This window comes from Cohnella suwonensis, from assembly GCF_042655365.1.
GTDB classification, from domain to species: Bacteria; Bacillota; Bacilli; order Paenibacillales; family Paenibacillaceae; genus Cohnella; species Cohnella suwonensis.
Genome location: NZ_JBHSMH010000117.1, coordinates 17014 through 41243, shown reverse-complemented (window position 1 = coordinate 41243; position 24230 = coordinate 17014). Strand labels below are relative to the sequence as shown.

The 24230-nt window shown below is 57.3% G+C and carries 25 protein-coding genes; 6 read left to right on the top strand and 19 right to left on the bottom strand.

Features of this window, described 5'->3' with window-relative positions:
• Positions 1 to 133 precede the first annotated feature (133 nt).
• Positions 134 to 751: a nitroreductase family protein gene (locus ACFPPD_RS26055; RefSeq protein WP_378083901.1), complete on the bottom strand. Its 618-nt coding sequence runs from the start codon at positions 749 to 751 to the stop codon at positions 134 to 136.
• Between the two features lie 151 nt (positions 752 to 902).
• The gene (locus tag ACFPPD_RS26050) at positions 903 to 2435 is read right to left on the bottom strand and encodes an MDR family MFS transporter (RefSeq protein ID WP_209750636.1); all 1533 of its coding nucleotides are present in this window, start codon (positions 2433 to 2435) and stop codon (positions 903 to 905) included.
• 180 nt (positions 2436 to 2615) lie between these two features.
• Between ACFPPD_RS26050 and ACFPPD_RS26045 the strand changes: the two genes are divergently transcribed.
• From ACFPPD_RS26045 to ACFPPD_RS26035, 3 genes are all read left to right on the top strand, one after another.
• Entirely contained in the window at positions 2616 to 3197 is a 582-nt protein-coding gene (locus ACFPPD_RS26045; protein ID WP_209750634.1) for a TetR/AcrR family transcriptional regulator, read from the top strand.
• Between the two features lie 65 nt (positions 3198 to 3262).
• Positions 3263 to 4111, top strand: coding sequence for an MFS transporter (locus tag ACFPPD_RS26040; RefSeq protein ID WP_378083899.1), 849 nt, complete (start codon positions 3263 to 3265; stop codon positions 4109 to 4111).
• On the top strand, positions 4018 to 4680 hold the full coding sequence (locus ACFPPD_RS26035; RefSeq protein WP_378083904.1) for an MFS transporter: 663 nt from the start codon (positions 4018 to 4020) through the stop codon (positions 4678 to 4680). Before ACFPPD_RS26040 ends, ACFPPD_RS26035 begins: the two co-directional genes overlap by 94 nt.
• A 401-nt stretch (positions 4681 to 5081) precedes the next feature.
• On the opposite strand, the gene ACFPPD_RS26030 is transcribed toward ACFPPD_RS26035, so the two are convergent.
• Positions 5082 to 6152 (bottom strand): branched-chain amino acid aminotransferase, encoded by a 1071-nt coding sequence (locus ACFPPD_RS26030; protein WP_209750632.1) that lies wholly within the window; start codon positions 6150 to 6152, stop codon positions 5082 to 5084.
• Positions 6153 to 6312: 160 nt separating this feature from the next.
• On the opposite strand from ACFPPD_RS26030, the gene ACFPPD_RS26025 reads away from it, so the two are divergent.
• Positions 6313 to 7203, top strand: a complete 891-nt coding sequence (locus ACFPPD_RS26025) for a LysR family transcriptional regulator (protein ID WP_209750630.1) — start codon at positions 6313 to 6315, stop codon at positions 7201 to 7203.
• A gap of 62 nt (positions 7204 to 7265) precedes the next feature.
• On the opposite strand, the gene ACFPPD_RS26020 is transcribed toward ACFPPD_RS26025, so the two are convergent.
• From ACFPPD_RS26020 to ACFPPD_RS25980, 9 genes are all read right to left on the bottom strand, one after another.
• Complete coding sequence (locus tag ACFPPD_RS26020; protein ID WP_209750628.1) at positions 7266 to 7994, bottom strand: CAP domain-containing protein; 729 nt, start codon at positions 7992 to 7994, stop codon at positions 7266 to 7268.
• 13 nt (positions 7995 to 8007) lie between these two features.
• Positions 8008 to 9573 (bottom strand): MFS transporter, encoded by a 1566-nt coding sequence (locus tag ACFPPD_RS26015; protein ID WP_209750626.1) that lies wholly within the window; start codon positions 9571 to 9573, stop codon positions 8008 to 8010.
• 97 nt (positions 9574 to 9670) lie between these two features.
• Entirely contained in the window at positions 9671 to 10318 is a 648-nt protein-coding gene (locus tag ACFPPD_RS26010; RefSeq protein WP_209750623.1) for a YczE/YyaS/YitT family protein, read from the bottom strand.
• Positions 10319 to 11818 (bottom strand): class I SAM-dependent methyltransferase, encoded by a 1500-nt coding sequence (locus tag ACFPPD_RS26005; RefSeq protein ID WP_209750620.1) that lies wholly within the window; start codon positions 11816 to 11818, stop codon positions 10319 to 10321.
• A gap of 72 nt (positions 11819 to 11890) precedes the next feature.
• Positions 11891 to 12589 (bottom strand): ribose 5-phosphate isomerase A, encoded by a 699-nt coding sequence (gene rpiA, locus ACFPPD_RS26000; RefSeq protein ID WP_209750617.1) that lies wholly within the window; start codon positions 12587 to 12589, stop codon positions 11891 to 11893.
• Between the two features lie 100 nt (positions 12590 to 12689).
• Positions 12690 to 13385, bottom strand: coding sequence for an aspartate/glutamate racemase family protein (locus ACFPPD_RS25995; RefSeq protein ID WP_378083893.1), 696 nt, complete (start codon positions 13383 to 13385; stop codon positions 12690 to 12692).
• A 93-nt stretch (positions 13386 to 13478) separates the two neighbouring features.
• Entirely contained in the window at positions 13479 to 13742 is a 264-nt protein-coding gene (locus ACFPPD_RS25990) for a hypothetical protein (RefSeq protein WP_209750615.1), read from the bottom strand.
• Positions 13743 to 13963: 221 nt separating this feature from the next.
• Positions 13964 to 14443 (bottom strand): transcription elongation factor GreA, encoded by a 480-nt coding sequence (gene greA, locus ACFPPD_RS25985; RefSeq protein WP_209750613.1) that lies wholly within the window; start codon positions 14441 to 14443, stop codon positions 13964 to 13966.
• 53 nt (positions 14444 to 14496) lie between these two features.
• On the bottom strand, positions 14497 to 15069 hold the full coding sequence (locus tag ACFPPD_RS25980; protein ID WP_209750611.1) for a pyridoxamine 5'-phosphate oxidase family protein: 573 nt from the start codon (positions 15067 to 15069) through the stop codon (positions 14497 to 14499).
• 190 nt (positions 15070 to 15259) lie between these two features.
• On the opposite strand from ACFPPD_RS25980, the gene ACFPPD_RS25975 reads away from it, so the two are divergent.
• Positions 15260 to 15949: a lysoplasmalogenase gene (locus ACFPPD_RS25975; protein WP_209750609.1), complete on the top strand. Its 690-nt coding sequence runs from the start codon at positions 15260 to 15262 to the stop codon at positions 15947 to 15949.
• Between the two features lie 2 nt (positions 15950 to 15951).
• On the opposite strand, the gene ACFPPD_RS25970 is transcribed toward ACFPPD_RS25975, so the two are convergent.
• The 5 genes from ACFPPD_RS25970 to ACFPPD_RS25950 form a co-directional block, all read right to left on the bottom strand.
• Positions 15952 to 16962 carry a TlpA family protein disulfide reductase gene (locus ACFPPD_RS25970; RefSeq protein ID WP_209750607.1) on the bottom strand — a complete coding sequence of 337 codons (1011 nt, stop codon included), beginning with the start codon at positions 16960 to 16962 and terminating at the stop codon, positions 15952 to 15954.
• A 15-nt stretch (positions 16963 to 16977) separates the two neighbouring features.
• Positions 16978 to 17952 carry an aldo/keto reductase gene (locus tag ACFPPD_RS25965; protein WP_209750605.1) on the bottom strand — a complete coding sequence of 325 codons (975 nt, stop codon included), beginning with the start codon at positions 17950 to 17952 and terminating at the stop codon, positions 16978 to 16980.
• 2 nt (positions 17953 to 17954) lie between these two features.
• On the bottom strand, positions 17955 to 19031 hold the full coding sequence (rlmN, locus tag ACFPPD_RS25960; protein ID WP_209750603.1) for a dual-specificity RNA methyltransferase RlmN: 1077 nt from the start codon (positions 19029 to 19031) through the stop codon (positions 17955 to 17957).
• 529 nt (positions 19032 to 19560) lie between these two features.
• Entirely contained in the window at positions 19561 to 20205 is a 645-nt protein-coding gene (locus tag ACFPPD_RS25955) for an NAD(P)-dependent oxidoreductase (protein ID WP_209750601.1), read from the bottom strand.
• A gap of 119 nt (positions 20206 to 20324) precedes the next feature.
• Positions 20325 to 20762 (bottom strand): Rrf2 family transcriptional regulator, encoded by a 438-nt coding sequence (locus ACFPPD_RS25950; protein ID WP_209750598.1) that lies wholly within the window; start codon positions 20760 to 20762, stop codon positions 20325 to 20327.
• 202 nt (positions 20763 to 20964) lie between these two features.
• On the opposite strand from ACFPPD_RS25950, the gene ACFPPD_RS25945 reads away from it, so the two are divergent.
• Complete coding sequence (locus ACFPPD_RS25945) at positions 20965 to 22878, top strand: ATP-binding protein (RefSeq protein ID WP_209750595.1); 1914 nt, start codon at positions 20965 to 20967, stop codon at positions 22876 to 22878.
• Here ACFPPD_RS25945 and ACFPPD_RS25940 read toward each other — a convergent pair.
• Together ACFPPD_RS25940 and ACFPPD_RS25935 are read right to left on the bottom strand one after the other, a co-directional pair.
• Positions 22855 to 23091 carry an NHLP leader peptide family RiPP precursor gene (locus tag ACFPPD_RS25940; RefSeq protein ID WP_465251446.1) on the bottom strand — a complete coding sequence of 79 codons (237 nt, stop codon included), beginning with the start codon at positions 23089 to 23091 and terminating at the stop codon, positions 22855 to 22857. The genes ACFPPD_RS25945 and ACFPPD_RS25940 overlap by 24 nt on opposite strands.
• A 69-nt stretch (positions 23092 to 23160) precedes the next feature.
• On the bottom strand, positions 23161 to 24123 hold the full coding sequence (locus ACFPPD_RS25935; protein WP_209750589.1) for a hypothetical protein: 963 nt from the start codon (positions 24121 to 24123) through the stop codon (positions 23161 to 23163).
• Positions 24124 to 24230: the final 107 nt, after the last annotated feature.

Here is a 24230-nt window from a genome sequence, read left to right as displayed (position 1 = left end):
CCAGCTGCCCGTCAGCTACGAGGCGACTTGGCTCTTACCTCGACCGGACTTTCACCGGCTAGTTGTGCCTAACTTGGCTAGGCGCGCAATCGTCAAAAAAGGCTACCGGAAATTTTCCGGCAGCCTTGTCGCGCTATTTGAACACTTTCACCCGCTCCGACACCGGCTGGAACTGTTTATCGCCCGGCCCCGCCGTCGGTTTCCCGAACGGCATCTGCGCGATCAGCTGCCAACTGTCCGGCAAGCTCCACTCCGCCTTCACCTTGTCGTCGATAAGCGGATTGTAATGCTGCAACGACGCGCCCAGCCCTTCCGCCTCGAACGCCGTCCAGACGACAAGCTGGTGCATGGCGCTCGTCTGCTGCGCCCAGACGGGGAACCGGTCCTGGTACGCCGCGAATTGTTGCTGAAGATTCTCGATGACCTGCATTTCCTCGAAGAACAGTACCGTTCCGTGTCCCGCGCGGAAACCGTTCATTTTGTCCTGCGTCGATTGGAATTGATCCGGCGGCACGATCGCCTTCAGCACGTCCGTCGTGATATTCCACAGCTTGTCGTGTTGTTCCCCGAACAGGACGACCAACCTCGAGCTCTGGGAATTGAAGGCGGACGGCGTATGCTTGACGGCTTCTTCCACGATCTCTTGGATACGCGAATCCGATATCGTCGATTCCTTGCCAAGCGCGTAAATCGTTCTTCGGTTCTTGATCGCGGCCATAAATTCCGTGGCGTTCATCGTGCTCATAGACATGTCGTTCGAGTTCCTCCCGGGCTGTCGCATATAGCGCATGATGAATTACTCGTATATTGTTGCCCGGGCGCGGTTCGCGGATTCGAGTTCAAGTCCACATCAAGCAGGGAAAGCCCGGAAACCGCCTCCGGCGTATTTCCGGGCTTGAAAATCAGTGAGCCGCCGCCATCGCGTCCATCTCGGCTTTCGGATCATATTTCTCGCGGCGCATGTACAGGGCCGCAGCCAGCGACAACACCGCGGGGATCAGTCCCCAAGCGAATACTTCGGAGATCGAGGACGACAAGCCGCTTAACACGGAATCGAGCGTGTTATCCGGAATGGCCGAGCGGACCGCAGGATTCAGCAGCGCGTACGGATCGTTCAGGTCGAGCCCTTGGGGAATGGCTTCCGAATCGGCGCCGGCGAACGCCTTGGACAGATTGCCCGACATCGCGTGACTCTGGAAGATGCCGAAGATCGTAATGCCGAGCATCATGCCGAGCGAACGAAGGAAGTTCACCGTAGACGTCGCAGCCCCTCTCTTGTTCGGCGCCAAGCTGTGGATCGCCGCGTTCGTAATGACCGAGAACGAAGCGCCGATGCCGAGGCCGACGAGAATCATCTCCAGCGTGACGACGACCCGCGAAGTATCGGGAGTAATCGTCGTCAGCAGCGCGATTCCGGCAACGAGAAGCACGAGCGTGGCTACCATAATCGATCTATAGCTGAACTTGGTCATCAGCATACCGCCCATCGTCGCCGTGACGACCGTGCCGAGCATCATCGGAAGCAGCACCAAGCCCGAATTCGTCGCCGTTCCGCCAAGAACGCCTTGAATGTAGATCGGAATGTAGACGGACGCCGCGATGAACGCCGCCCCGCTAAGCATCGCCACGACGCTACTGGACGCATACAGGCGGTCGCGAAACATGTTAAACGAGATAATCGGTTCCTCGGCCTTCGTTTCAGCCCGCAAGAACAGCAAGCCGAGTAATGCAAACCCGGCGAACAAGCCGAGAATCTGAACGGAATCCCAAGCGTACATTTTGCCGCCGAGCTCGAGGGCGAAGATCAGGCAGACGATCGCTCCGACCAACGTCGTCGCGCCGAGCCAGTCGATGCGTTGTTTGGCATGGGATAAAGACTCTTTATAGAACTTGGCGACCATGAAGAGCGAGATCAAGCCGAGCGGCAGGTTGATGTAGAAAATCCATTGCCAGCTTACGTATTCCGCGATGTAAGAGCCGAGCAGCGGTCCGAAAATGCTCGACAATCCGAACACCGCGCCGAACATCCCCATCAGTTTGCCCCTTTTCTCGGGAGACACCGCATCGAACAGAATCGTGAAGCTGATCGGTACGAGCGCACCGCCGCCGATGCCTTGGATCGCGCGGTAGATGCTCAGCTCGACGATGGAATTCGCCGTTCCGCACAGGATGGAGCCGAGCATGAACATGAGAATCCCGAATATGAAAAATCTTTTGCGTCCGTACATATCCGACAGCTTGCCGAAAATCGGCATCCCCGCCATCTCCGCCACCATGTAGGCCGACGTCACCCACACGAATTTGTCGAGCCCTCCGAGCTCTCCGACGATCGTTCCCATCGCGGTCGACACGATCGTGTTGTCCATGGAAGCCATCAGAATGGAGAGCAGCAAACCCGCGAGCACCCATCCCGCTTTCGTTACGTTGTTCGTCATCGTTTATCATCCTTTCGTTTATCGCTTGTTCTTGATTTCATTGTAAAGTTCGAACACTGACAACTGTCGGTCAGTGTTTCCGTGCCTTTGAAAAATTCTTTTTCCTGTTTGTTGACATTCCGTTTCGAACTGCATATACTCTGAATGTAAGTAAGTACTTGCAAACAAGTGAGGATGCCCATGATCGAGGATACCGGCAAAAGAAGCACCCCCGACAAGCTGATGCTCGCGGCGATCGATCTGATGGCGGAAAAAGGGTACGCGGCCACGACGACGAAGGAAATCGCGTCGGAAGCCGGCGTGAACGAGGTCACTCTCTTTCGCCACTTCGGAACGAAAGAAAAGCTGCTCGAATCGGCCTTAAGCCGATTCCATTACGCGGACGAGATGACGAAGCTGTTCGCCGAGTCTCTTCGCGGAGAACTGCACGAGGATCTTCTGTTGATCAGCCGCACCTACCATAAGCTGATGAACCGGAACCGAAAGCTGTTCATGGTCGTGCAGCGGGGTAGCGGCAATCTACCGAAGGACGTGTACGAAGAAGCCGCGCGTCACCCCAAGCAACTTCGGATGCTGCTGACGAAGTATTTGACGGACATGGCGGATAGGAAAAGAATCGTCCCTTCGTCGAAGCACGAGATTCAAGCCAGAGCCTTCCTTGAGATGAATCACGGCGTATTCCGCAGCCACGTCGGCGAAGCGGAATTGGCCGAATTTATCGAAGAGAGCGTCAGGTTGTTCGCTAGGGCTTTAACCCCCTAGCTTTTTTTAACCACATGATGCAAGCATGTACTTGCACACAATCCAAACGCAAAGGAGACTAACCCATGAACGTACCGAACGAACGCCACGCCGACTCCCGGCAAAGCAAAGGCCCGATCCTCATGCGCCTCATGTTGTTCACGGTCATGATCTCGTCGATGAGCGCCTTGATGTTTAACGTCGTCCTCCCGCAGATCGGCGAAGAATTCCGGATGACGCTGGCACAGACGAGTCGGCTGACTACCGCTTATACGCTTATCTACGCGTTCGGCACCGTCACGTACGGGAAGCTCGCGAACCGGTTTCAACTGAAAACCCTCATCACGTTCGGGCTGACGCTGTTCGCCGCGGGATCGTTGGTCGGCCTTGTCTCGCAGACGTTCTGGCTCGCCTTGGCCGGCAGATGCCTGCAATCTGCCGGATCCGCCGCCGTGCCGGCGCTCGCGCTTCTCATTCCGGCACGTTACTTCACACCCGACAAACGCGGCTCGGCCGTCAGCATGACCGCCGTCGGCGTCGCTCTCGGAAGCGCCTTGGGACCGGTCGTCGCCGCCGTCATCTCCAGCGTAGCCGACTGGCGTTGGCTGTTCCTCCCGTCCCTCCTCATCTTGGTCTTGCTGCCGCTCTTCCGCCGTAACCTCGTGCATGAGCCTAAGGGCATAGCCCCTAAATTCGATTGGCTCGGCGGGGCTTTGCTCGCCGCATCGATCGCCTTGATCTTGCTTGCTGTCACGAAGCTCGAATGGACGTACGGGCTGGCAGGCGCCGCTTCGCTCCTCCTGTTCGTCGCGCGCGTTCGGTCAAAGCCGAGGAAGCGTTCATCCAGCCCCGGTTATTCCGGAACAGGACCTATACGATCTTGCTCGCGCTCATTTTTCTCCTCGGATGCATCGTCACTTCTCTGTATTTCATGACGCCTATCCTGTTGGCCGAAGTATATCATCTCGACTCCGGACGGATCGGATTCGCCATGGTTCCCGCCGCCATCCTGTCGGCCATCGTCGGTAGACAAGGAGGGAAGCTCGCGGACCGTAAAGGCACGACTTACGTGTTCACCGTCGCCGCCTGCAGCCTGACGACCTTCTTCCTGCTGCTCTCCGTCTTCGTCGGTATTCCGCCGCTCTGGATCTCCTTGTTCTTGGTCTTGGGCAACGTCGGTCAGTCCTTCGTCCAAATCTCGTTATCGAGCGCCGTCTCCAAAACGCTGCCGAAGGAGCAGACCGGCGTGGGCATGGGCCTCTTCTCGATGATGAACTTCATTTCGCAGGGGCTCGCGGCCGGCGTATATGGCATTCTCGCTTCGCGAAGCGCATCCGCGAACTGGAACCCGCTGAACGCGCACCCCGAGGGCTACGCTTTCAGCAATCTGTACCTCGTTCTCGCCCTTTTGCTCGTCGGCATCTTGATCTTCTATCGCTTGCGGTTCCGCGCCCCCCGCGTTCCAGAGCTAAAGCGAATTTCCCCAAGTGGAAATATCCATTAATTTCGCCCACTACTCGGGAATTCAGCGGTTTCACAATCGCATTTTTACCGACCCGCCGTTTACGCTTAGCCATTTTCGCTACGAAAGCCAAACAACCTGCAAATATGCAGGTTGTTTGGCTCGTTTATTCAATGCTCGTGGACAACCTGCAAATATGCAGGTTGATTTCTGCTTTTCGCGAGAAACGCTCCATTTCGACTCAACAAACTGTATTTTTGCAGGTTGTTGAGTCGTTTTGGCGAGATTGCCCCGAACATACTGCATTTTTGCAGGTTGTCGGGAGGGAGGCGCTTCAGCGAGCGACAGCGAAGCTTAGGGAGTGCGCAACATGTCCGATGGAAGCGGCCCAGAGCATGGAAATCCATCTCCGGGCGCCGTCATCATTTAGTTATAGGTCATTATTACAGCTTCTCGATCCAGCCGAACGGATCTTCGATCAAGCCTCTTTGCAGGCCGGTCATGAAATCGTACACGCGCGCTGACAGCTCGCCTGTCTTGCCGCCGTTGAGCGTCAGCTTGTCGCCTTGCCAGTTCAACTCGCCGATCGGGGAGATGACGGCCGCCGTTCCGGTTCCGAACGCTTCTTGTAGTTGGCCGTTCCGGTAAGCGTCCACGAGCTCGTCGATCGAGATCGTCCGCTCCTCGACGTCGACTTTCCAATGCTTGAGCAAGCGAATAACCGAATCCCGGGTGACGCCTTCGAGAATGCTGCCGTTCAACGCGGGCGTGATCACTTTGTCGCCAACCTTGAAGAACACGTTCATGCTGCCGACTTCCTCGATGTATTTGCGATGGATGCCGTCCAGCCACAACACTTGGGAATAGCCTTTTTCCGTCGCTTCCTGTTGGGCCTTAAGCCCCGCCGCGTAATTGCCTCCCGTCTTCGCGTTGCCGACGCCGCCGGTCACCGCGCGAACGTATTCGGATTCGACGTAGATGTTGACCGGGTTGATGCCTTCTGCGTAATAGGAACCGACCGGAGACAGGATGATCATGAACATGTATTGTTCCGACGGCTGCACGCCGAGCGTCGCTTGCGTCGCGATAACGAACGGGCGGATATAGAGCGAAGTGCCCTGCTCATCGGGAATCCAGTCTTTATCGATCTGGATGAGCTGCTTCAGCGCCTCGATGACGAGCCCTTCGTCGATATGCGGGATGCTCAGGCGCGCGTTCGAGCGGTTCAACCGTTGCAGGTTCTTGTACGGACGGAACAGGAGCACCGGGCCTTCCGGCGTTTTATACGCTTTCATTCCTTCGAATACCGTCTGCCCGTAGTGGAACACTTTCGCCGCGGGATCGAGGGGAATCGGCTGGTACGGGACGATGCGCGGATCGTGCCAGCCTTTGCCGGCGTCGTAGTCCAGAATGAACATGTGGTCGGTAAAATACTTTCCGAAGCTTAGCTGTCCGTTATCCGGCTTGCTCTTCGGAGCGGTCGTCAGTTCCACCGCGATTTTGTTGAGTGCCATTCGGTCATCGTCTCCCTGCCTGTCGAACTTTTTGAACGCGTGCTTATAGTTGAATGATAGCAGAGCGTTAAGTATATTGATAATATCTGTTTGATCTGTCATCCATACTTTGCGGGTATGGTAGGGAAACGGGAAACGGAAAACCGGGAGGCGTCGGAAAATGGACATGAGACAGTTGCGCTACTTCCTCGCGATCGCGAACGAAGGCCAGATTACCCGGGCGGCCAAGCAGCTCAACATGGAGCAGCCTCCTCTCAGCCGGCAGCTCAAGCTGATGGAACAAGAGCTCGGCGTCGTTCTGTTCGACCGCAAAGGCAAGCAGCTGCAGTTGACGCAAGCCGGCGAGTCGCTGCGGCAGCGCGCCCTCGCGCTCATGAACCAATTCGACGAAACGATCACTTACGTGCAGGAGCTCGGAGAAGGCGTTCAGGGCGTTCTGTCGGTCGGCGCGGTCGTCTCTTGCATTTCGCTGCTTCCTCCCGTCATCCGCCGATTCGCGGAAAAGTATCCGGCGGTCACCTTTAAGCTTCAGGAGGGCGACCACTTTCTGCTGGGAGAGCTCTTGGAGAACCGCGACATCGAGCTGATCGCGTCAAGGCTGCCGTTCCAGTCCGACTTCCAATCCCAGCACTATTCCGTGCTCCCGTTGCCATCCGATCCGTTCGTGGCCATCGTACCCGTCGCTTGGAGTCCGGACCCGGAAGAACGGAGCATGACGCTGAAGGAACTCGCGAGACTCCCCTTCCTCACGCTCAAGACGGACCGGACAACGGGCATGCATAACCGTATTTTCCACGAATTCGGCAAGCGCGGCCTCGGGCCCCGCATCATCAGCGAATGCTCCAGCGTAGCGATCACGGTGTCCCTCGTCGCCAGCGGTATCGGAATCGCCATTCTGCCCGCTTCGGTCATGAACACGTTCGCGTTGTCCAGCATCAAGCAAGTGACGATCGCGGACGCCGAATTTCAGAGCGACGTCGGCCTCGTCTGGCTGAAGGATCGCCATCTTTCCAAGAGCGCCCGGCATTTCATGGATATGTTTCTCGACTAAGCCCGAGAGCAGAGAGCAAGCCTCCGCAACCGCTGCGACGCGGCTTCGGAGGCTTGTCCGGTTTATTTCTGAATAAACTGCTGCGTCCAATAGGCTTTGCCGTTCTGGATGACGTATCCGACGCCGAGATGGGTATAAGCGCCCTTCAGAATATTCGCCCGGTGTCCCGGGGAATTCATCCACGCCTTCACGACTTCGGCAGGCGTCGGCTGCCCCATGGCGATATTCTCGCCCGCGGCTTGGTATTGTACCCCGAAGTTGCGCATCATGGCGAACGGGTCGCCGTACGTCGGCGAATCGTGCGCGAAGTAGCCTTTGGCCGCCATGTCCTCCGACTTCGCGTGGGCGGAACGGTTTAAGTTGGCGTCCGTTCCCGCGCAAGGGGACAGCCCGGCCTTCTGCCTTTCCTCGTTCGTGAGCGCGAGCACCTGCTGCTCGTATCCGGTCAGGCTGCTATTCGAAGGAACGTTAACGGTCCCTTGGCCTTGACCCTGATTGGCCGGGGAGCCTTGCGGCGCGCTCGTCCGGTCGCCGGTTCCGTTGCCCATGTTCGTTCCAGCGCCCGTCCCGTTACCCGTGCCCGCCCCCGTGTCGGCTCCGATGTTGGCGTTCGGATTGTTCATATAGTCGGCGAGATTCGGGTTCATCCGAAGCAGGTCTTCCGGATTGACGTGAAACCGGTCCGCGATGCTTTGCAGCGTATCGTTGCTGCGGATCGTCTGCTTGTTGAACGGCAGCGTCGTGTCGACGGAGCTGACGTGAGGCATCATGCCGTTCCCGCGCATGTTCATCCGGGTGCTATCCTTATCTACGTTGCCGCATGCCGACAGCAACAGAAGGGCAGAGCACCCTATCCATAATCGTTTCATCTCGATCCCCTTTCTTAAATGATTCACCGTTACTGTTCCCCGCCTCGGCAAAAAAAAACGTCCCCCGCGAAGATCTCTCTTCGCGAAGGACGAGCCCGACGAACCCGATCGGCGGCGGCTCGGGCATAGGTTCTCTTGCCGTTATTCCTAAGCCGACGGATCGATTAACCCGCCGGCTTGGTTTGGCGTAACGCGATAGCAGACTTCGCGTAGGCGAACAGGAATACCGACGACACGAGAGAATGACGCCGAGCAGCAGCTCGTACGCGTGGCGGAAAGCGGTCGGCTCGGGCAGATGGCTCTGGCGTTCCAGCAGCAAACCGCAGAAAGCGACGGACACCGATCCTCCGAAAAATTGAACGAGCTGCATGAATCCCATTCCCGATCCGATCATTTCCTTCGGCAATCCGATCGACGTCTCGTTGTTGAGCGAAGAGAGCGTCGCGGAAAGAGCCGGGGAGAAGAACGCGTAACCGCACAGGATCACCCATCTGGACGCCGCGATTTCCCACGAATAGAACGCAAGCACCAGCGCCAGAATCGCATGCCCTAGCACCAGGAAGCGGAGATTGCCGTAACGGTCGATCCACCTGCCGAAGTAGCGGGTCAAGAACGCGGTCAGCACCGCTCCCGGCGCGATCATGAGCCCGATTCGCAGCGGCGACTGGTCGAACAAGCGCGCTAGCACGAGCGGCATGAGGAACAGGTTGCCCAAATTCGTAACGAGCACGCAAAATCCGACGAACAGCAGCTTCCGATACCCCGGCCTCTTCAGCAGCTTCGGATTGATAAACGTTTCCTTCGCCCGGCGAACGTAGATAACGTGAGCGATCACCGAGAGAACGGCGACGGCGAACCAGACATAAGATTGCTGAGTAATCGCGACGAGCAATGCGGCTGCGTTCACGACGGTCAATACGGCGCCCCATAGATCGAAGCGCGCCAGTCTCGTCTGCTCCTTCGGAAGCAAGCGGACGAGCACGGGCAACACCGCCAGCACGAGGCACGTCACGGCGAACAAGCCGTTCCACCCGATATATTCGCTGATGAGCCCTCCGACGATCGGTCCGAGACCGAACGCCATCGCGCTGCCGGCCGAGATCATCGCGATCGCCCGCCCCCTCCGTTCGGGAGGCACGTACCGGCTCGCAAGCACGAGGCCGAGACCGGCCATCGCGCCGGCGCCCGCCGATTGCAGAATCCTCGCCGCGAGCAACATCTCGAAATGGCGGGCGAAGATGCCGACGACCGAGGATACCCCGAGAGTCGTTAGGCCGACCGTTAGCAGTCGGCGAATCGGCACGATATCCGACAGCCGGCTGTAGATGACCGTCGAAAGCGCGTATCCGATCGAATAACTAGAGATGACCCAGGAGGCCAAGTCGGCGGAGATGTCCAAATCGCGGATGATATCCGGAATCGAGACGTTAAACATCGTCGTATTCATGACGACGACGAACAAGCCGATCGCCCAGATCGGCATCGCCACTTTGTCGTTCATCTTATCTTTGCACTTCCTTGCTGCGTGCGCGCTAGGACGCACGCGATCATTTTCGAGGCGTCGCATAGCTCCGTCGGCCGCGTGATTTCCCTCGCTCTCATCCCGGTTTTCCCCGTCCAGATCGTACTTGCCTATCGCTAACAAAACGTAATAACTTCGCCATTCCGCCATCGGTCGCCTGAATGATCGGTCCGAGCAACAACGAGATGACGATGGTCCCCACTCCGATCGGACCGCCGAGAAAGAACCCGATAACGACGGCGGCCACTTCAACTATCGTGCGGGAAAGCCTAACGTTGAAGCCGAATCGTCCATGGATAGCAAGCATCAGACCGTCGATAGGTGATTTGGGGAAGCGCGCCGACAAATAGGCACTGATTCCCACCCCGAGTAACGCCGTACCCGCCATCATTCCCGCGTAACTCTCCCATCCGGACGCCGTCCAATCCATAAACGACCAATAGAGCCACATGTCCAGTAAGAGTCCGCGCAAGAAAATCGTTACGAACGATAACAATTCCGGTTTTTCGCGCAACAACAACGCGTTCAGAAGCAGAATCGAAACTTGAACGACATATACCCAGGTGCCTACCGTTAATCCCAGTTGCTTGTTCAGCCCGACGAATACCGCGTCCCACGGGCCTGCCCCGACGCCAGACTTAATGATCAACGCGATCGCGAAGGTAAGAACGAGCAAGCCCCCGAAGTAAAAAGCGAACCGAATGAACCAGCCTCCGACCGGCATCTACGCGCCACTTCCATAGGCGGCTACCATATGGTCGAATCTTTCCGTGTATGTATCGATGATAGCTTTGCCTTCGGCCAGCCCTTTAGAGATGACGATCGGTTTAACGACCGTAACGGAAGCGTCATCGGTCTTGCTTGGCTGATACAAGCCGAGAATCATGTATTCATCGTCGAAGATGCATTGGTATTCCGTCGGAAGAAAGCTGTACCTTACGATCTCGAGTTCCTGAATGATGCCTTCCCGATGAAGCTGCCTCCATCTCTTGATGAACATATCAATCTCTTTGACGACTTCCTCGTTTCGGGTCGGATCGTTCCATTCGAAATCCCTGACCATGATCGTGCATTTGCGAATGCTGACGTCGTCCCGGACCAGGTTCTCGACTTGCGTATAGATTTGATTCGTCGTTACCGCGAATACCCGTAGATGTTTGATCTCTTTCTTTTTTGATGTGATTCGGATAAACGCATCGCTTAACTTCTGAATAGACAGCAAGTTAACGCTGTTTAATGGTGTGATTTTGCTGTCCATGACCTTTAATCGGATGAATAAGTTCAATAGCGTAATCGACAGCGCCCCGACGAAGATCGCCACGAGTTTCTCGAATTCGATCGTAAAGAAGCCGGAGACGAACGGCCATGCGAATGCGAACAAACCAAGAATCCCTAATCCGCCCAGCTCCATGAGCTCCGGCAACGAAAAGTCTTTCCCCTTGATTTTCATCGGCTTCTCCTCGCTAAATATAAGGTCATTCGATAATCCTTCGTCGTCCGTCCGCTCGCCTTTCAACCGCTCCCGCAAGACGCTCAGCGAACGCTTATACTCTTCGTCCGGGATGAGCCGGAGCGTCGAGTAACTCCTATCTTCGAAAAGCTTTAAATAGGTTGCGGCGTCCATTTTCTCCGATTCGTCGATCGGGTGGCTGCTTACTTGAAAACCTCGCGTTTCGAGTGCGGCCGTCAGTTGGTACGCGCTTTTGTGACGGTTCAGATCCACTTGCAGAGCCGCGGGGAAATCGCGATACCATTGCCTCTCGTACAATTGTTTGTGCGTAGAAGTGCGAATCGCCAACACGCCGTCCGGGACGAGCGTTCGGTCGATCGCCGCGACGAATCCGGCCAAATCTTCGACAAGATGGATCATCTCCGAGCAAAAAGCCAAATCGTAACGCTCCGCCGATTCGTATTGGAGCATATCGCCATGAATGAATCTAACATTGCCCAGTCCGTCACAATTGCGACGGGCGACTTCCAGCATCGCCATCGACTTGTCTACTCCGTCGATCGACGCTTCAATCTGTTGGCCGGAGAAGTATTCCGCCATCAGCGCCGTGAATTGTCCCGTTCCGCATCCGACGTCGACGACTCGAATCCGCCTCTTCGTTCCGAGCAGCTTCATGACCCTGTCGAAATATTCGGAGATCGCATTCTCGTTCATCCTTCTGTTCACCGTATACGTTCTGCTGTAATCCGGATTGATAAATACCGCGTCCGACATCCGATTATGCGACCTCTTTTCCGAATAAAAGGCCATATCGCAATCGATATGGCCTTTGGCGTTATGCGCGACTTAAGTCGTAAGAATCTCGACCTCGTAGCCGATGAATAAGCCCGATTCGATGACGCCCGGAATCGCCTTGATCTCCTTCTCATACTCGGAAGTGATCTTGTTGAAGCGAACGTCGACGATCAAGTTGCCGGCTTCCGAGATAATCGGACCGTCCTTGCCCTTCGCCAGACGAAGGTCGATCTCTCGCGCGCCGAGCTTCAGCAGCTCGGTCTCCACGAGGTTGATCGCCCGCGGGTCGACTTCGACCGGAACGGCGAACTTCTCGCCCAAATACGAGACGAACTTCGAGGAATCGACGAGAATGTAGTTCTCCGGAGAGCTCTTGATGACGAGCTTCTCGGCGAACATCGCGCCTCCCCTACCCTTGATAAGCCCTTTCTGCGGGTCGACTTCGTCGGCGCCGTCGAACGACCAGTCCGGACGCGCGTTCTGCAGCGTCGTCGTCTTCAAGCCGACGATCGAGCAAGCGAGCGACACTTCGTGCGAAGTCGGAATCGCCAATACGTCCAGCTTCTGTTCCTTGACCTTCTTGCTGATGGCGAGTAGCGCCAAATACGAAGTGGAGCCGGAGCCGACGCCGATGACGTCGCCCGAGCGCACGCGCTCCGCGATCTTGTCCGCGACCTTCTCCTTCTGTTCCCTATTGGAGATTTCGCTCGACCATTGCAGCGTGGTCGCGATCTTGTTATCCCAAATCATGACTGAACCCCGTCTCGTCTAAAGTGTGGACATGCCTTTCATCTGAACATGATTATACCATGTTTGCCATCGGAAATAAGCAGGGAACTCCCCTTCTGGCTTAGCCGCGCAATATTCTCTCTTCAACGTGGGCGGCCAGCGGATCGAGCGGGTTGCCGATCGCCGAAGCGCCACTGGCGGCGCGTTCTTCGCCGAGCGCCCGCGCCGCGCCGACCATGGACAGCTGCGCGACGGACAGGATGCAGGAGCCGTCTTCGACGTCGTTCGAAAGGTCGCGAATGTATCCCGTTAACGCTTGCTCGTATTCTTCTTTCTTCCCTTGCATGATCAGCTCGAACGTCCCCGGAATCAGCCGTGCTTCGACGTCAGGGCACAGACCGGCCATTTTCGCATACTCCCGGAGCCTGACCATCGTCCCCTCCACCGTCGCCGGGTTCGTGAACAACAGCAATTGCCGCCCCTTCCGCCGGCATACTTCCCCGAAGAAAGGCTCGTCGATCGTTACGATAGGGATGGCGACGCCCGACCGATCTTCGGGGAGAAGCGCCGCGTAATTCGTGCACGTGATCAAGATCGCGTCGGCGCCTCCCTCCGCGATCCATTCCAGTTGCTCCGCGACTTTCTTCCGTCCTTCGTCAGCCGTGTACGAGGCGTCCGACGACAACCGGCCGACCAATCCCGGATCGACGTAGTGCGTCAGCTCTATCCCGTCCGAACGGGCCGCCAACGCTTGTTCGATATAGCCGATATTGGAATGATGGGCGTGCAGGCACCCGATTTTCGTTATCTTCGTCAATTGAATCCCTCGCTTTCGTCGTATCCGCATGCGACCATGGATTAGAATCGATTTTATCACAAAAGGCCATCCTTACGGATGACCTCTCCGCGATTATAGGTCCTGCGCCGTGTGCGGTTTGCTGTAATGGCTCGTCCCGCCGCCTCCGACAAGCACTCTTCCGCCCCTGCCGAACGTCAGCAGCTTCGACGAGCCGTTGCTCAGGAGCACCGTCACCCGGGCGTTGTTCGCCTTGGCGACGTAGACGACGTAACCGCCTCCGCCGACGAACGTTTTCCAATTCGCGTCGAACTCCGAACGGAGCACGCGGTTGGAGTACACTTGGTTTTCCACGACTTTCGCTTTCGCCTTGTTCATGATCTCCCTCCTCGTTCCCGGAACCCGGGTATGGCCATCGCCGGCCTTCGCGACATTGTATTCTCGAGCCGCCGTTCGGCGTGGACAGGTTAACGGGTTGACGGATGCCGATTTATAAGAGGATTATCGATATGACGAATTTCCGCGGCATCGAAGGCAAATATGCAGGAGAAAGCAAAAGAGCCCGGCGTCCCCGAAGGGAGCCGAGCTCTTTTCTGTTGTTACGCGGGCTTGATCTCGATGACTTCGTACTTGACGACGCCCATCGGCGCGTCCACGCTGACGACGCTTCCCTTGGACTTGCCCAGCAGGCCTTTGCCGAGCGGGCTCTCGTAGGAGATTTTGTTATCCAACACGTCCGCTTCGGCCGGTCCGACGATGCGGTATTCCAGTCGCTCGTCGAATTCCAGATCGTTCAGCACGACGACGGATCCGACTTGAATCGTATCCGCATTGAGCTCACCGGCATCGACGACGCGGGCGTTGTTCAGCATTTTCTCCAGGATGATGATCCGGGTCTCCATGAACGATTGGTCGTTCTTCGCCGAATGGTACTCGCTATTTTCCTTCAGGTCGCCGTAGCTGATCGCCAGCTTGATGCGTTCCGCCAGTTCCCTGCGTTTCACGTATTTCAGATCGTCCAGCTCGGCCTGCAGCTTCGCCAAGCCTTCTTTGGTCAGTATGACCTCTTCGTTCGCCATGCTAGCAACTCCCTTACTTTCTCTACTCCATTGGTTCCCTAATCCGGAATCGCTCATGCATCCGGCGAATCGGCAAAGGAAATCCCGATGGGCGTCGGCATCCCGTCGATCGTGCGCATGTTCTTCTCCTGCCGGTAAGCGACCAGCCCGTCTTCGCCTTTCTGTTCCGCCCAGCGCTTCAATGTTTCCCGTTCTTCCTTGTAATCCATGAACGGAACGGCGTAACCGCAAGACGTCTGCACGAGATGGACGTCGACGACGATGATCTGCCTCGCTCCCGGAATCGGATCGAACATCGGGAATAGCTCATCCCACTCCTCGGAACCCGGCAATACGACCGTTCCGTTGCCGTACAGGCGCAAAATATTCGGAGGCCCTTCGAACGCGCAGAACATGACCGTGACCCTGCCGTTCTCCCTGATATGGGCGCTCGTCTCGTTGCCGCTGCCCGTCAGATCGAGGTAAGCCACCTTGTTCGGGGTCAGCACCCGCAAGGAATCATGGCCCTTAGGCGACAAATTGACATGGCCGTCCGCCGACAATGGCGCAGAGCCTACGAAATAGATTTTCTGCTTGCCTATGAATTCCGCGTGCTGCGGAAGCATCGACTCGAACTGTTTGCCCATCCAACGTCTCCCCCTCGTCATCGTGACCGCATCGTTCTCGATTGTCGTACGTCTACCATACCACTCTTCGCCCGTCGCCGCATAGGACGATTCGCGCGGATGCTTAGGCAGGATTGCCCGCGGACGCGTCGAATGCTTAGGGGAAATCCATTCATCGCTCGCTATTATCCATCGACGGGAGATCGCCCTTATGCGCCGCCTGAAGTCCGCGCTGCCCGCCCTGATCGCCATCTTGGGGCTCGTTTATATTTTCCTCGTCCCCTCCGAACCGACCGCCTTGAAGCTGTCGTTCAAGCTGATCCCTATGGCGCTCATTATCGCTTACGCAGTCTGGAACTTTCCCGCGGCCAAGGAACGCTACCATTCTCTCGTCGCGGTCGGCCTTGCCTTCTGCATGATCGGCGACGGCACGCTCGGCATGTTCGTCGTCGGCTTGTCCGCGTTCCTGATCGGCCATCTGTTCTACGTGTCGGCGTTCTCTCGCCGCTATCGCTCTTCGCGTCTCCGGTTCGCGACCCTCGTTCCGCTCGGCTTGTTCGCCGCTTATATGGGAACGGAGCTGCTTCGCGCGCTCTCCGAAGACGACAAAGGAGCGCTGATGGCTCCCGTCGTCCTGTATATTCTCGTCATCTGCGCGATGGCATGGACCGCGATCATGACCGGTCGGGCGACCGCCATCGCGGGTAGCCTGCTGTTCCTCGTCTCCGACTCGATTCTGTCGTGGAACATGTTCGTCTCCGACGTCGAATACGCCGGACCGCTCATCATGCTGACGTATTACGCCGCCCAATTCCTCATCGCCGCCAGCGCGACGGACGATAAAACCGCCGGCCTCCCATCCGCGGCCGAAGCCGTTAACGGAAGAGCCGACGGTCTCTGATTCTAGCGAATTCGATTCGCCGCGCGAGCCAACGCTTTGTCCATCTCCTCGAAGCTTAAGGCGCCGAGGAACCGCTCCCCGATCCGACCGTCGGCGTCGATGACGTAAGTCGTCGGATACGCGCTGACGCCGTATTGGCGAAGCGTATCCCCTTGAGGGTCGAGCACGACGGAGAAGCTAAGGCCGTGCCGCTCGACGTAAGCGGAGACGCGCCCCACGCCGCTCTCCTGGCTCGTTGCGTTCACCGACAGAATGGCGACATCCCCGTCAGACCCGTATTTCCCGTACAGCTTCTCCACGTGCGGCATCTCTGCTTTGCACACCTGGCACCACGTCGCCCAGAAGTTCACGAGCACGGTGCGGCCCCGGTAATCGGACAAGCGGACTTCGTTGCCGTCCAGATCGGTCAGCTTGAAGTCCGGCGCGAGCTCCTTCGCCCGGGCGGTCTTCCCGTCGTCTGCGCCGAACGCGGCATAGGCGACCATCGTCGCGAGAAGCGCGACGCCGAGTGCCTGCAAGGCCCTGCGGGGCGTCGGGCTCAGCAAGACCGCCAGCGCGACGACTGCTGCCCCAAGTCGGAAGAACAAGAGTACGTTGGCCTCAGCATCCGTTAAAGCGAGCTTCGCCAAGCTCTCCGCCGCGACCCAGCCCGCCGCGAAGACTCCCGTCGCCTTCGCGGCGTAAACAGGCCCGAGCTTTCGCCCGAGCCTGATCGCCATATATCCGAATGCAGCCGCGCAGGCCAGCCAGAACCCCTTCGTCCCGCCGCTGAAGAAGACGAGAGTCATCGGGTTATCGAGAACGCCGGCGGGGTCGAATAGCAGGAGACTGCCTTTCCAGACCGCGATCCAGCCGATCGCCGCGTTCCAGGCGACGCCCGCCGTCAGCTCCCGTTCCGGCATCGCTTGAAGCCGAAGCCAGGCCCGAGTCGCGAACGCGCCGAACGCGCCCGCCGCGAGATAGATCAACAATTCGGCGTTCAGAACGAACGTGCCTACCTGCAAGTTCGACATCCGCGCTTCACCCTCTTAGCTCAATCGATAAACGGCGAAAGGTTTGCCGTAGCGGAACTCGTCGCTTAGCTCGTCCAGCGCCGCGAGCAGTCCGGCATCCGGTTCCCATTCGACGCTCTTCAGGTTCTCTTCCAGTTGCGCGGTTCCCGTCGCGCCCACGATGACGGTCGAGACGGCAGGCTTGCCCATGAGCCACGCCAGCGACAAGACGCTCGGCGAGACGCCGCGTTCCGCCGCCAACCGGCCGACCCGTTCTCCAAGAGCGACGTAGCGCTCCTCTAAGAAGCGGCGGAAGCCGGGATCCGTTATCGCGCGGGAACCGGCCGGCGCCTCCGCCCCGGAGGCGTACTTGCCGCTCAAGATCCCGCCCGCGAGCGGGAAATAAGGAATGATTCCGACGCCTTGGTCGAGGCAGAGGGGAACGAGCTCGTTCTCCGGCGTCCGGTCCGCGAGCGAGTAACTCGTCTGGATGGAGACGTACCGGCTCCAACCGAGCCGTTCGCTAATGCCGAGCGCCTTCATTAATTCCCATGCCGCGTAATTGGACGCGCCGATATAGCGCACCTTGCCCGCGCTCACCATATCGTCGAGCGCGCGAAGCGTCTCTTCGAGCGGCGTGTTCGGATCGAACGAATGAATCTGGTACAGATCGACGTAATCCGTCTTGAGCCGCCGCAGGCTCATCTCCAGCTCGCGCTGCAAGTGAAAGCGGGACGAGCCCCGCTCGTTCGCTCCCGTCCCGCGCGGCAACCCGGCTTTCGTCGTGAGCACCGCGCTCTCGCGCCTGCCTTCCAGCGCGAGTCCGATGATCCGCTCGGATTCGGTACCGGCGTAGATGTTCGCCGTATCGATGAAATTGATGCCGCTATCGAGCGCATGGTGCACGATCCGGATGGACGCCGCCTCGTCCGCTCTTTTGCCGAAGGCGTTCGTCCCGAGCCCGAGAGCCGACACTTCGAGCCCGCTGCCTCCCAGCCGCCGGTACTTCATCGTTACCCGCTCCTTTGCGTTTCTTCCTTGATTTGTTTGCTTCTCAGCTGCCCGCACGCCGCGTCGATGTCCGTGCCGTGCTCCAGTCGGACGTTGCAGCTGACGCCTTGTTTCTTGAGCGTATCGTAGAATTCGCTGACCGTCGCGCGGTCGGTGCGTTGGTATTGGCTATGCTCGTCGACCGGATTGTAAGGAATCAGATTGACGTTCACGAGCGAACGCCTTTGCTCCCCGATCAACGCCGCCAGCTCGAGCGCATGCTCCCGTTGATCGTTGACGTCTTTCAGCAAAATATATTCGAGCGTCACGCGCCGGTTCGACTTCTCCAAATAGTAATCGATCGCCGGCATGAGCTTCTCGATCGGAATCGCCTTGTTGATCTTCATGATCCGCGTCCGCAGCTCGTTGTTCGGCGCATGGAGCGACACCGCCAAGTTCACCCGAAGATCGGCGTCGGTGAATTCGCGGATTTTGTCCGCGAGGCCGCTCGTCGACACGGTAATGTGGCGTCCCGCCAGCGCAAGCCCCTTCTGTTGCTTGACTATGTTCAGGAAATCGACCATGTTGTCGAAGTTATCGAACGGCTCGCCGATGCCCATGACCACGATATGGCTGACGAGATCGCCGGCGCCCGCGCGGTCCAAGTGATGCTGCACGTTCATGACCTGCTCGACGATCTCGCCCGCGGACAAGTCGCGGCTCTTCTTCAGCAGCCCGCTCGCGCAGAAGCTGCAGCCGATATTGCATCCGACCTGCGTCGTCACGCAAACGGACAAGCCGAACTTGTGCCGCATGAGCACCGTCTCGATCAAGTTGCCGTCGCTCAGCCGGAACAGGAATTTGACCGTTCCGTCGGCGGACTGCTGCTTCGTGTGCTCGGAAAGCGTATGGATGGCGAAGTGCTTCTCCAGCGCCCGCACGCAGTCGGCGTTCATGTCCGCCATGTCGGAGAACGAGGAGACCCGTTCCCGGTACAGCCATTCCCATATTCTTAGGGCGCGCGATTTCTTCTGCCCGTTCTCTATTAACCATGCCGTCAGCTGCTCGAAGGTCAGCCCGTAAATGGATCGTTTGCTCATTTCCGTCGTCCTCTTTCCCGTTGCATCGCTCTTTCGTCTAGCTCTTATTGTCCCAGAAAATAAGCCGTTAAACAAGCAAACAAACCTATTTAGGCTCTTGCCGCCGGCTCCCGGAGAATCGCCATCCACATCGAAAAACCCCGACAGCCGTCCGTCGGCGTTCCGTTGCGTATTCTTCGTGATCGTCTGGCAGTCCCGCCGCCTCTTCGTCGCCTGCATAGTGGAAAAATCCATTTAATCGACGTCGTTAGCCCCTAGTCGATCGATATTAATGGAAAAATACAGTAAAACTCGGCCTCCACGCCGTTTTCAGGCCGAAATGACGAATATTAATGGACTATTCCATTAATTCAAGCAAACGTGCGAACTTCAAGCCTTTTTAATGGATTTTTCCATTAACGAGAACGAATCGACGACGAATACGCCGCTATCCGCCGCTCAACGCGTAGAACTTCTCCCACTCCGCGAAAACGCCAAAAAGCCCGGCGAGGAATCGCATCCTCGCCGGGCTTTTCGCGCCGTTTCCGGCTTATTCCGCTTCCGAGACGACCGTGAAGCGAGCGTTCGCATGCTGCGGATTCTCGATTTCGTCGACGATGGCGATCGCGTAGTCGGCGTAGCTCACGTAGCTGTCGCCTTTCGCGTTGACGAGAAGGTTGTCTGTGCCGGTACGATACGTCCCCGTGCGCTTGCCTTCGGCATTAAAGAACGCCGATGGGCTGACGAACGTCCACCGAATGCCGGAAGAGGCCTTCAGATCTTCAAGGGCTTTCCCTTGGTTCAGCGCGATATCCTTGTAGGCGTCCGGGAATTCCGGCGTATCTACGAGGCGAAGCGTTTTCGCTTCATCGACGTAAAGGCTTCCCGCTCCGCCGACGACGATCAGCCGGGTGTTCGGCGCCCCTTTCAATGCTTCGATCAGCGACCGGCCGGCATCCACGTGCAAATGCGCCGTCCCCGGAACCATCGCGCCGAACGCGTTTACGACGACATCGAACGCGCCAAGGTCTTGCGCCGTAAGATCGAATACGTCTTTCTCCAACACGACGTAGCCGGACTCCGCGACTTTCCCGGCATCGCGCACGATCGCCGTCACCTGATGCCCTCTCGTCGCCGCTTCTTTCGCGATCGTTTTTCCTGCTCTGCCGCTAGCTCCGATAACTCCGATTTTCATGTGTTTCATCCTCCCAAAGTATGTGTGTTCTATAACGAAAGGTTTGTTCGCATAACGATCAGCGCATTGCCGCTTTGTTGTAACCACCGACGTTACAACAGGCTCGAAAAAAAAGCGAATCAAGCTTTAGTCTTGATTTGCTCCGCCAGAACGTGAACGAGTTCTTCCAACGTCACGTCCGCCAGCACGGCTTCCATCGCCGCTTGCGCTTTGCCGAACAGCAGCCTCAGCACCGTCTCGATATTGGCCCCGACCTCGCATTGCGGATTGGGCCCGTCGTGCATATGGAACAATTGTCCCTCCTCCACGACGTCGACCGCGCGGTAGACGTCCAGCAAACGAATGTCGCCCATCTCTTTCGCCAGCGTCGCCCCGCCGCTTCCTGCCCGCACGTTCGCGAGCCCCGCTTTCTTTAGATGCCCCAGCACTCTTCGGATGATGACGGGATTGGTGCCGACGCTGCCCGCGATCCACTCGGACGTGTGATGGGCGCTGGGATTGATGGCCAGCAACGACAACACGTGAACCGCGATGGAAAATCTGCTGCTGATCTGCATGCGCAACACCCTTTCGATGTAACTATTATAGTTACAACAAAACCCGTTCGTCAACCCCCTCGTCGTTAAATACCCACTAAGTTTATTATCCGAAAGAAAAAGTTCCATATTCATGGAGGGTTATGTAAAAAATTGTCGAATTGTCTCACTGTTGTGTTTTAATTCCGACTTTAGACTCATGAAGGTTATGAAAGGGGAAAATATGCTGGCTCGACATGGACTTTTACTTCGTTGCTTGACCCTGTGGCTGGCGCTGTTCGTTCTTTCGCCTTCGTTTCTTGCGCATGCGGAAAGCAAGCGAATCACGATAGAGGATTGGCAAGTGCAATGGATTCCCGCGGGAGAAGAAGGACTGGACCAACCGTCCGCTTCCCGAGGTTGGGAGACGTTTAACCGACGCGACCAGCAAACGGATTTGAAAACCGGCACGAGAGGCATGTGGGTGAAATTTACCGTTCCCCCCACCGGCGAGTGGCAACGCCCGGGCCTGCTCATCGATCGTCTGTTCGGCTTGGAGCTCTCCGTCTACGAGAACGGCAAGCTGCTCTACGAATCGAAGCGCAAGCTGACCGTCGATCTCAACAAGCTGTTAATGCCTTTGGATTCATCCGCCCAGCCGAAAACCTTCGAATTGCGCATCGTTACCCACAGCAACCGGGCAGGGCTGATCAGCGGCATTCTAATCGACGATTTCCAGTCGCTCTCCGAGCGGTTCGTCACCCGCGAGCTGCCGGATCTGCTGCTCGGCACGTCGATCGCTTTTCTAGCGCTCATCATGCTGATCTGCTCCGGTTACTTGCACAAGAAGCAGCGAGACTCCTGGATTGCCTTATGCTTGATCGCCTTAACGACCGGAACGATCATCGTCGTATACAATCCTCTTCTGTATTTTTATTTCAAATCCTACGGAAGCTTGATGCTGCGCCTGTTCGACCTGTCGTTGTTCGTTCTGTTGCCCGCCTTAAACTATTACGTCGACCAAGTATTCGAAGGCAAATATCGTTACTTCACTTTCTTCCGGCGAGTGCAGACGGTCTATTCCGTGGTGTGCGCGTGTTGCCTCGTCGTCTACGTGACCGACATGGATCGCTTCTACGATCTGTACTATTTCTTGTCCGTCGTCATGATGAGCATCTTTATTCTCGTCCAATTGCTCTCGATCATCACATTAACGGCCATGAACGCGGTGAAAGGAAACCGGGACGCGATCATCCTGTCCGTCGGCATCGTCCTGCTCGCCTTGTTCGGAATCGCCGATCTGATCTACTATTACTGGTCGGACCGCAAGCACGTGTTTTACTTCTGGAAATTCGGCGTCGTCATTATGATGGTCGCCCTCGTAATCATTCTCGCAAGGCGCATCTCCTCCGATTACGGCAAACTCGTCACGTATTCGAAGGATCTCGAGATGTACAACCATCGCTTGCAACGAACGGAGAAACTGAAGATTATCAGCGACTTGGCGGCTTCTGTCGCGCACGAGGTTCGCAACCCGCTACAAGTGACGAGGGGATTCCTTCAGCTTCTCGCCGCTAGAACGGACGAGAAGGACAAACCTTATTTCGAGTTGGCCACGAACGAGCTCGACCGGGCCGCGGAGATCATCACCGACTTCCTGACGTTCGCCAAACCGGAATTGGACACGATCGTCAGGCTCGACCTGTCCAAGGAAATCAAGAAAATCGAAGCGATCATGACGCCGATGGCCGCCATGCACGGCGGTATCCTGGTGTTCTCGGGGGAAAGCGAAATTCCGATCTACGGCAATTCGTCGAAACTGAAGCAGGCGCTGATCAACATTATCAAGAACAGCATCGAGGCGATCGGGAAAAACGGCGTCGTCGAAATCGGGGTGTTCGAGGAAGGGGGAGACGCCATCGTTCGGATCGCGGACAATGGCCAGGGAATGGAGGAAAGCCAAGTCGCCAAGCTCGGCGTGCCGTTCTTCTCCACGAAGACGAAAGGAACCGGCCTCGGCTTAATGGTGACGTATCGGATCGTGGAAGTGATGAAAGGCTCCATCAAGGTCTTCAGCGCCAAAGGAAAAGGAACCGAATTTACCATTCGGTTCCCCTTGGCCGAGCCGATTCCGTTACCACATCAGGTTGACGACTGAGCCGCCGCTCGGGACATCCTCCGGATTCGGAGGCAAGACCAAATAATACGTCGTCGGCGTTTCTTCAACCACTTTCAATTCGATCGCCTCGGGAATCTCGATGCCGAACGCTTCCCGAATCGCACTCTTTGGATCGCTCAACAGAGACTTCTTGAACGAAGCGTCTTCCCAAGCTTTCTTGATAATCTGCACTTTCAACGATTCCAGAGACATGCGGACACAACCTTCCAACAAGTGGTTGAAATACGTCCTCATTATAGCATCTCTATTAGGTAAAATCTCTCATTTTATTGCGTGATTCGACAAAAAATAGGACAATCCGCCCTCCGTTGCCAGCCTATCCGCGGCCGATGCCGCCTCGACCGCTCCCGCACGGATCTCCGATGCGATCGCCTGCTGGAATTCGCGCACTTCGCCCGGAACTTCCGGCAAACGCCCCATCCGCTCACCGTAGCCGTCCGCAATGTCCGCCAGCATGCCTAACGCGTTCGCCCGGAAGATCGAACGCCGGACTTGCCGTTCGTCCAGCGGCTCCTCCGTCGGCAAGGCGATCCGTTCGCGCGCGAGCGTCAGGAACGCATTGCACTTCTCTTGCCCTCCTGCCAAATCCTCCCGCCAATCCGCCCAGTCGTCCGAAAGCTGAAGCGTCGCGAGCGCCAAGTCGATCGCTTCTTCCAGCTTCGGCAATCTCTCCTCTCGCCCGGACAGCCGCAGCATGACCGCGGCGCATAGCTTGACCGGAGCGGACTTGCGCGCGAGCCGTTCCGGGTCCCGCGGATCGGCAGCCCTCTCCCCCTCTTCGGCGACGGCGGCGGCCCATTGGTTCAAGTACTCGCCATAGGAAGCGCCCCAAGGCAAGCCCTTAGGTGCGTGCCGGTCGTACCTGCCCTGGAACGCGGTATGGCAGAGCTGTCCGAGAACGAGCGACCGGCGAACGTCTTTTCCCTCCGCCGCGCCGCCCGCCGCGTCCATCGCGTCGTCCAGCAAGAAGAAGTGCAGCATCGCGAAGACGTTGCCGACGGCCAAGTCACGGCACGCCTCCGCCGGGAACCCCGTATATTCTCGCAGCCAGTAAGGAAGCAAGAAGGTAATCAGATTGGAGCCCTGCCCCTCTCGGAGAGGATTCAGCTTGCCGATCATCTTCGCGCCGATTTCGTTCAAGGGCGCGGGAAAACGGGAAGCCTCATCCTCGGCCTCCCGGAACGCCTCCCCGATTTCCCTCTCGAACCGTTTCGTCCCTTCCATCCGGGCACCCCGTCTCTCGCGTTACCCCTTCATGATCCTGTAGGCGACGCTCGGCGCCAACCGCTGAAGGTCGTATGGCATTTTCGACTTCCCGTTCCGCAGATCGT

Excerpts from the sequence above, each read along its gene's own strand:
- ACFPPD_RS26055 (WP_378083901.1), bottom strand. The coding sequence starts at position 751 with ATGTCTATGAGCACGATGAACGCCACGGAATTTATGGCCGCGATCAAG.
- ACFPPD_RS26050 (WP_209750636.1), bottom strand. The coding sequence starts at position 2,435 with ATGACGAACAACGTAACGAAAGCGGGATGGGTGCTCGCGGGTTTGCTG.
- ACFPPD_RS26045 (WP_209750634.1), top strand. The coding sequence starts at position 2,616 with ATGATCGAGGATACCGGCAAAAGAAGCACCCCCGACAAGCTGATGCTC.
- ACFPPD_RS26040 (WP_378083899.1), top strand. The coding sequence starts at position 3,263 with ATGAACGTACCGAACGAACGCCACGCCGACTCCCGGCAAAGCAAAGGC.
- ACFPPD_RS26030 (WP_209750632.1), bottom strand. The coding sequence starts at position 6,152 with ATGGCACTCAACAAAATCGCGGTGGAACTGACGACCGCTCCGAAGAGC.
- ACFPPD_RS26025 (WP_209750630.1), top strand. The coding sequence starts at position 6,313 with ATGGACATGAGACAGTTGCGCTACTTCCTCGCGATCGCGAACGAAGGC.
- ACFPPD_RS26020 (WP_209750628.1), bottom strand. The coding sequence starts at position 7,994 with ATGAACATGCGCGGGAACGGCATGATGCCTCACGTCAGCTCCGTCGAC.
- ACFPPD_RS26015 (WP_209750626.1), bottom strand. The coding sequence starts at position 9,573 with ATGAACGACAAAGTGGCGATGCCGATCTGGGCGATCGGCTTGTTCGTC.
- ACFPPD_RS26010 (WP_209750623.1), bottom strand. The coding sequence starts at position 10,318 with ATGCCGGTCGGAGGCTGGTTCATTCGGTTCGCTTTTTACTTCGGGGGC.
- ACFPPD_RS26005 (WP_209750620.1), bottom strand. The coding sequence starts at position 11,818 with ATGTCGGACGCGGTATTTATCAATCCGGATTACAGCAGAACGTATACG.
- rpiA (WP_209750617.1), bottom strand. The coding sequence starts at position 12,589 with ATGATTTGGGATAACAAGATCGCGACCACGCTGCAATGGTCGAGCGAA.
- ACFPPD_RS25990 (WP_209750615.1), bottom strand. The coding sequence starts at position 13,742 with ATGAACAAGGCGAAAGCGAAAGTCGTGGAAAACCAAGTGTACTCCAAC.
- greA (WP_209750613.1), bottom strand. The coding sequence starts at position 14,443 with ATGGCGAACGAAGAGGTCATACTGACCAAAGAAGGCTTGGCGAAGCTG.
- ACFPPD_RS25980 (WP_209750611.1), bottom strand. The coding sequence starts at position 15,069 with ATGGGCAAACAGTTCGAGTCGATGCTTCCGCAGCACGCGGAATTCATA.
- ACFPPD_RS25975 (WP_209750609.1), top strand. The coding sequence starts at position 15,260 with ATGCGCCGCCTGAAGTCCGCGCTGCCCGCCCTGATCGCCATCTTGGGG.
- ACFPPD_RS25970 (WP_209750607.1), bottom strand. The coding sequence starts at position 16,962 with ATGTCGAACTTGCAGGTAGGCACGTTCGTTCTGAACGCCGAATTGTTG.
- ACFPPD_RS25965 (WP_209750605.1), bottom strand. The coding sequence starts at position 17,952 with ATGAAGTACCGGCGGCTGGGAGGCAGCGGGCTCGAAGTGTCGGCTCTC.
- rlmN (WP_209750603.1), bottom strand. The coding sequence starts at position 19,031 with ATGAGCAAACGATCCATTTACGGGCTGACCTTCGAGCAGCTGACGGCA.
- ACFPPD_RS25955 (WP_209750601.1), bottom strand. The coding sequence starts at position 20,205 with ATGAAAATCGGAGTTATCGGAGCTAGCGGCAGAGCAGGAAAAACGATC.
- ACFPPD_RS25950 (WP_209750598.1), bottom strand. The coding sequence starts at position 20,762 with ATGCAGATCAGCAGCAGATTTTCCATCGCGGTTCACGTGTTGTCGTTG.
- ACFPPD_RS25945 (WP_209750595.1), top strand. The coding sequence starts at position 20,965 with ATGCTGGCTCGACATGGACTTTTACTTCGTTGCTTGACCCTGTGGCTG.
- ACFPPD_RS25940 (WP_465251446.1), bottom strand. The coding sequence starts at position 23,091 with ATGTCTCTGGAATCGTTGAAAGTGCAGATTATCAAGAAAGCTTGGGAA.
- ACFPPD_RS25935 (WP_209750589.1), bottom strand. The coding sequence starts at position 24,123 with ATGGAAGGGACGAAACGGTTCGAGAGGGAAATCGGGGAGGCGTTCCGG.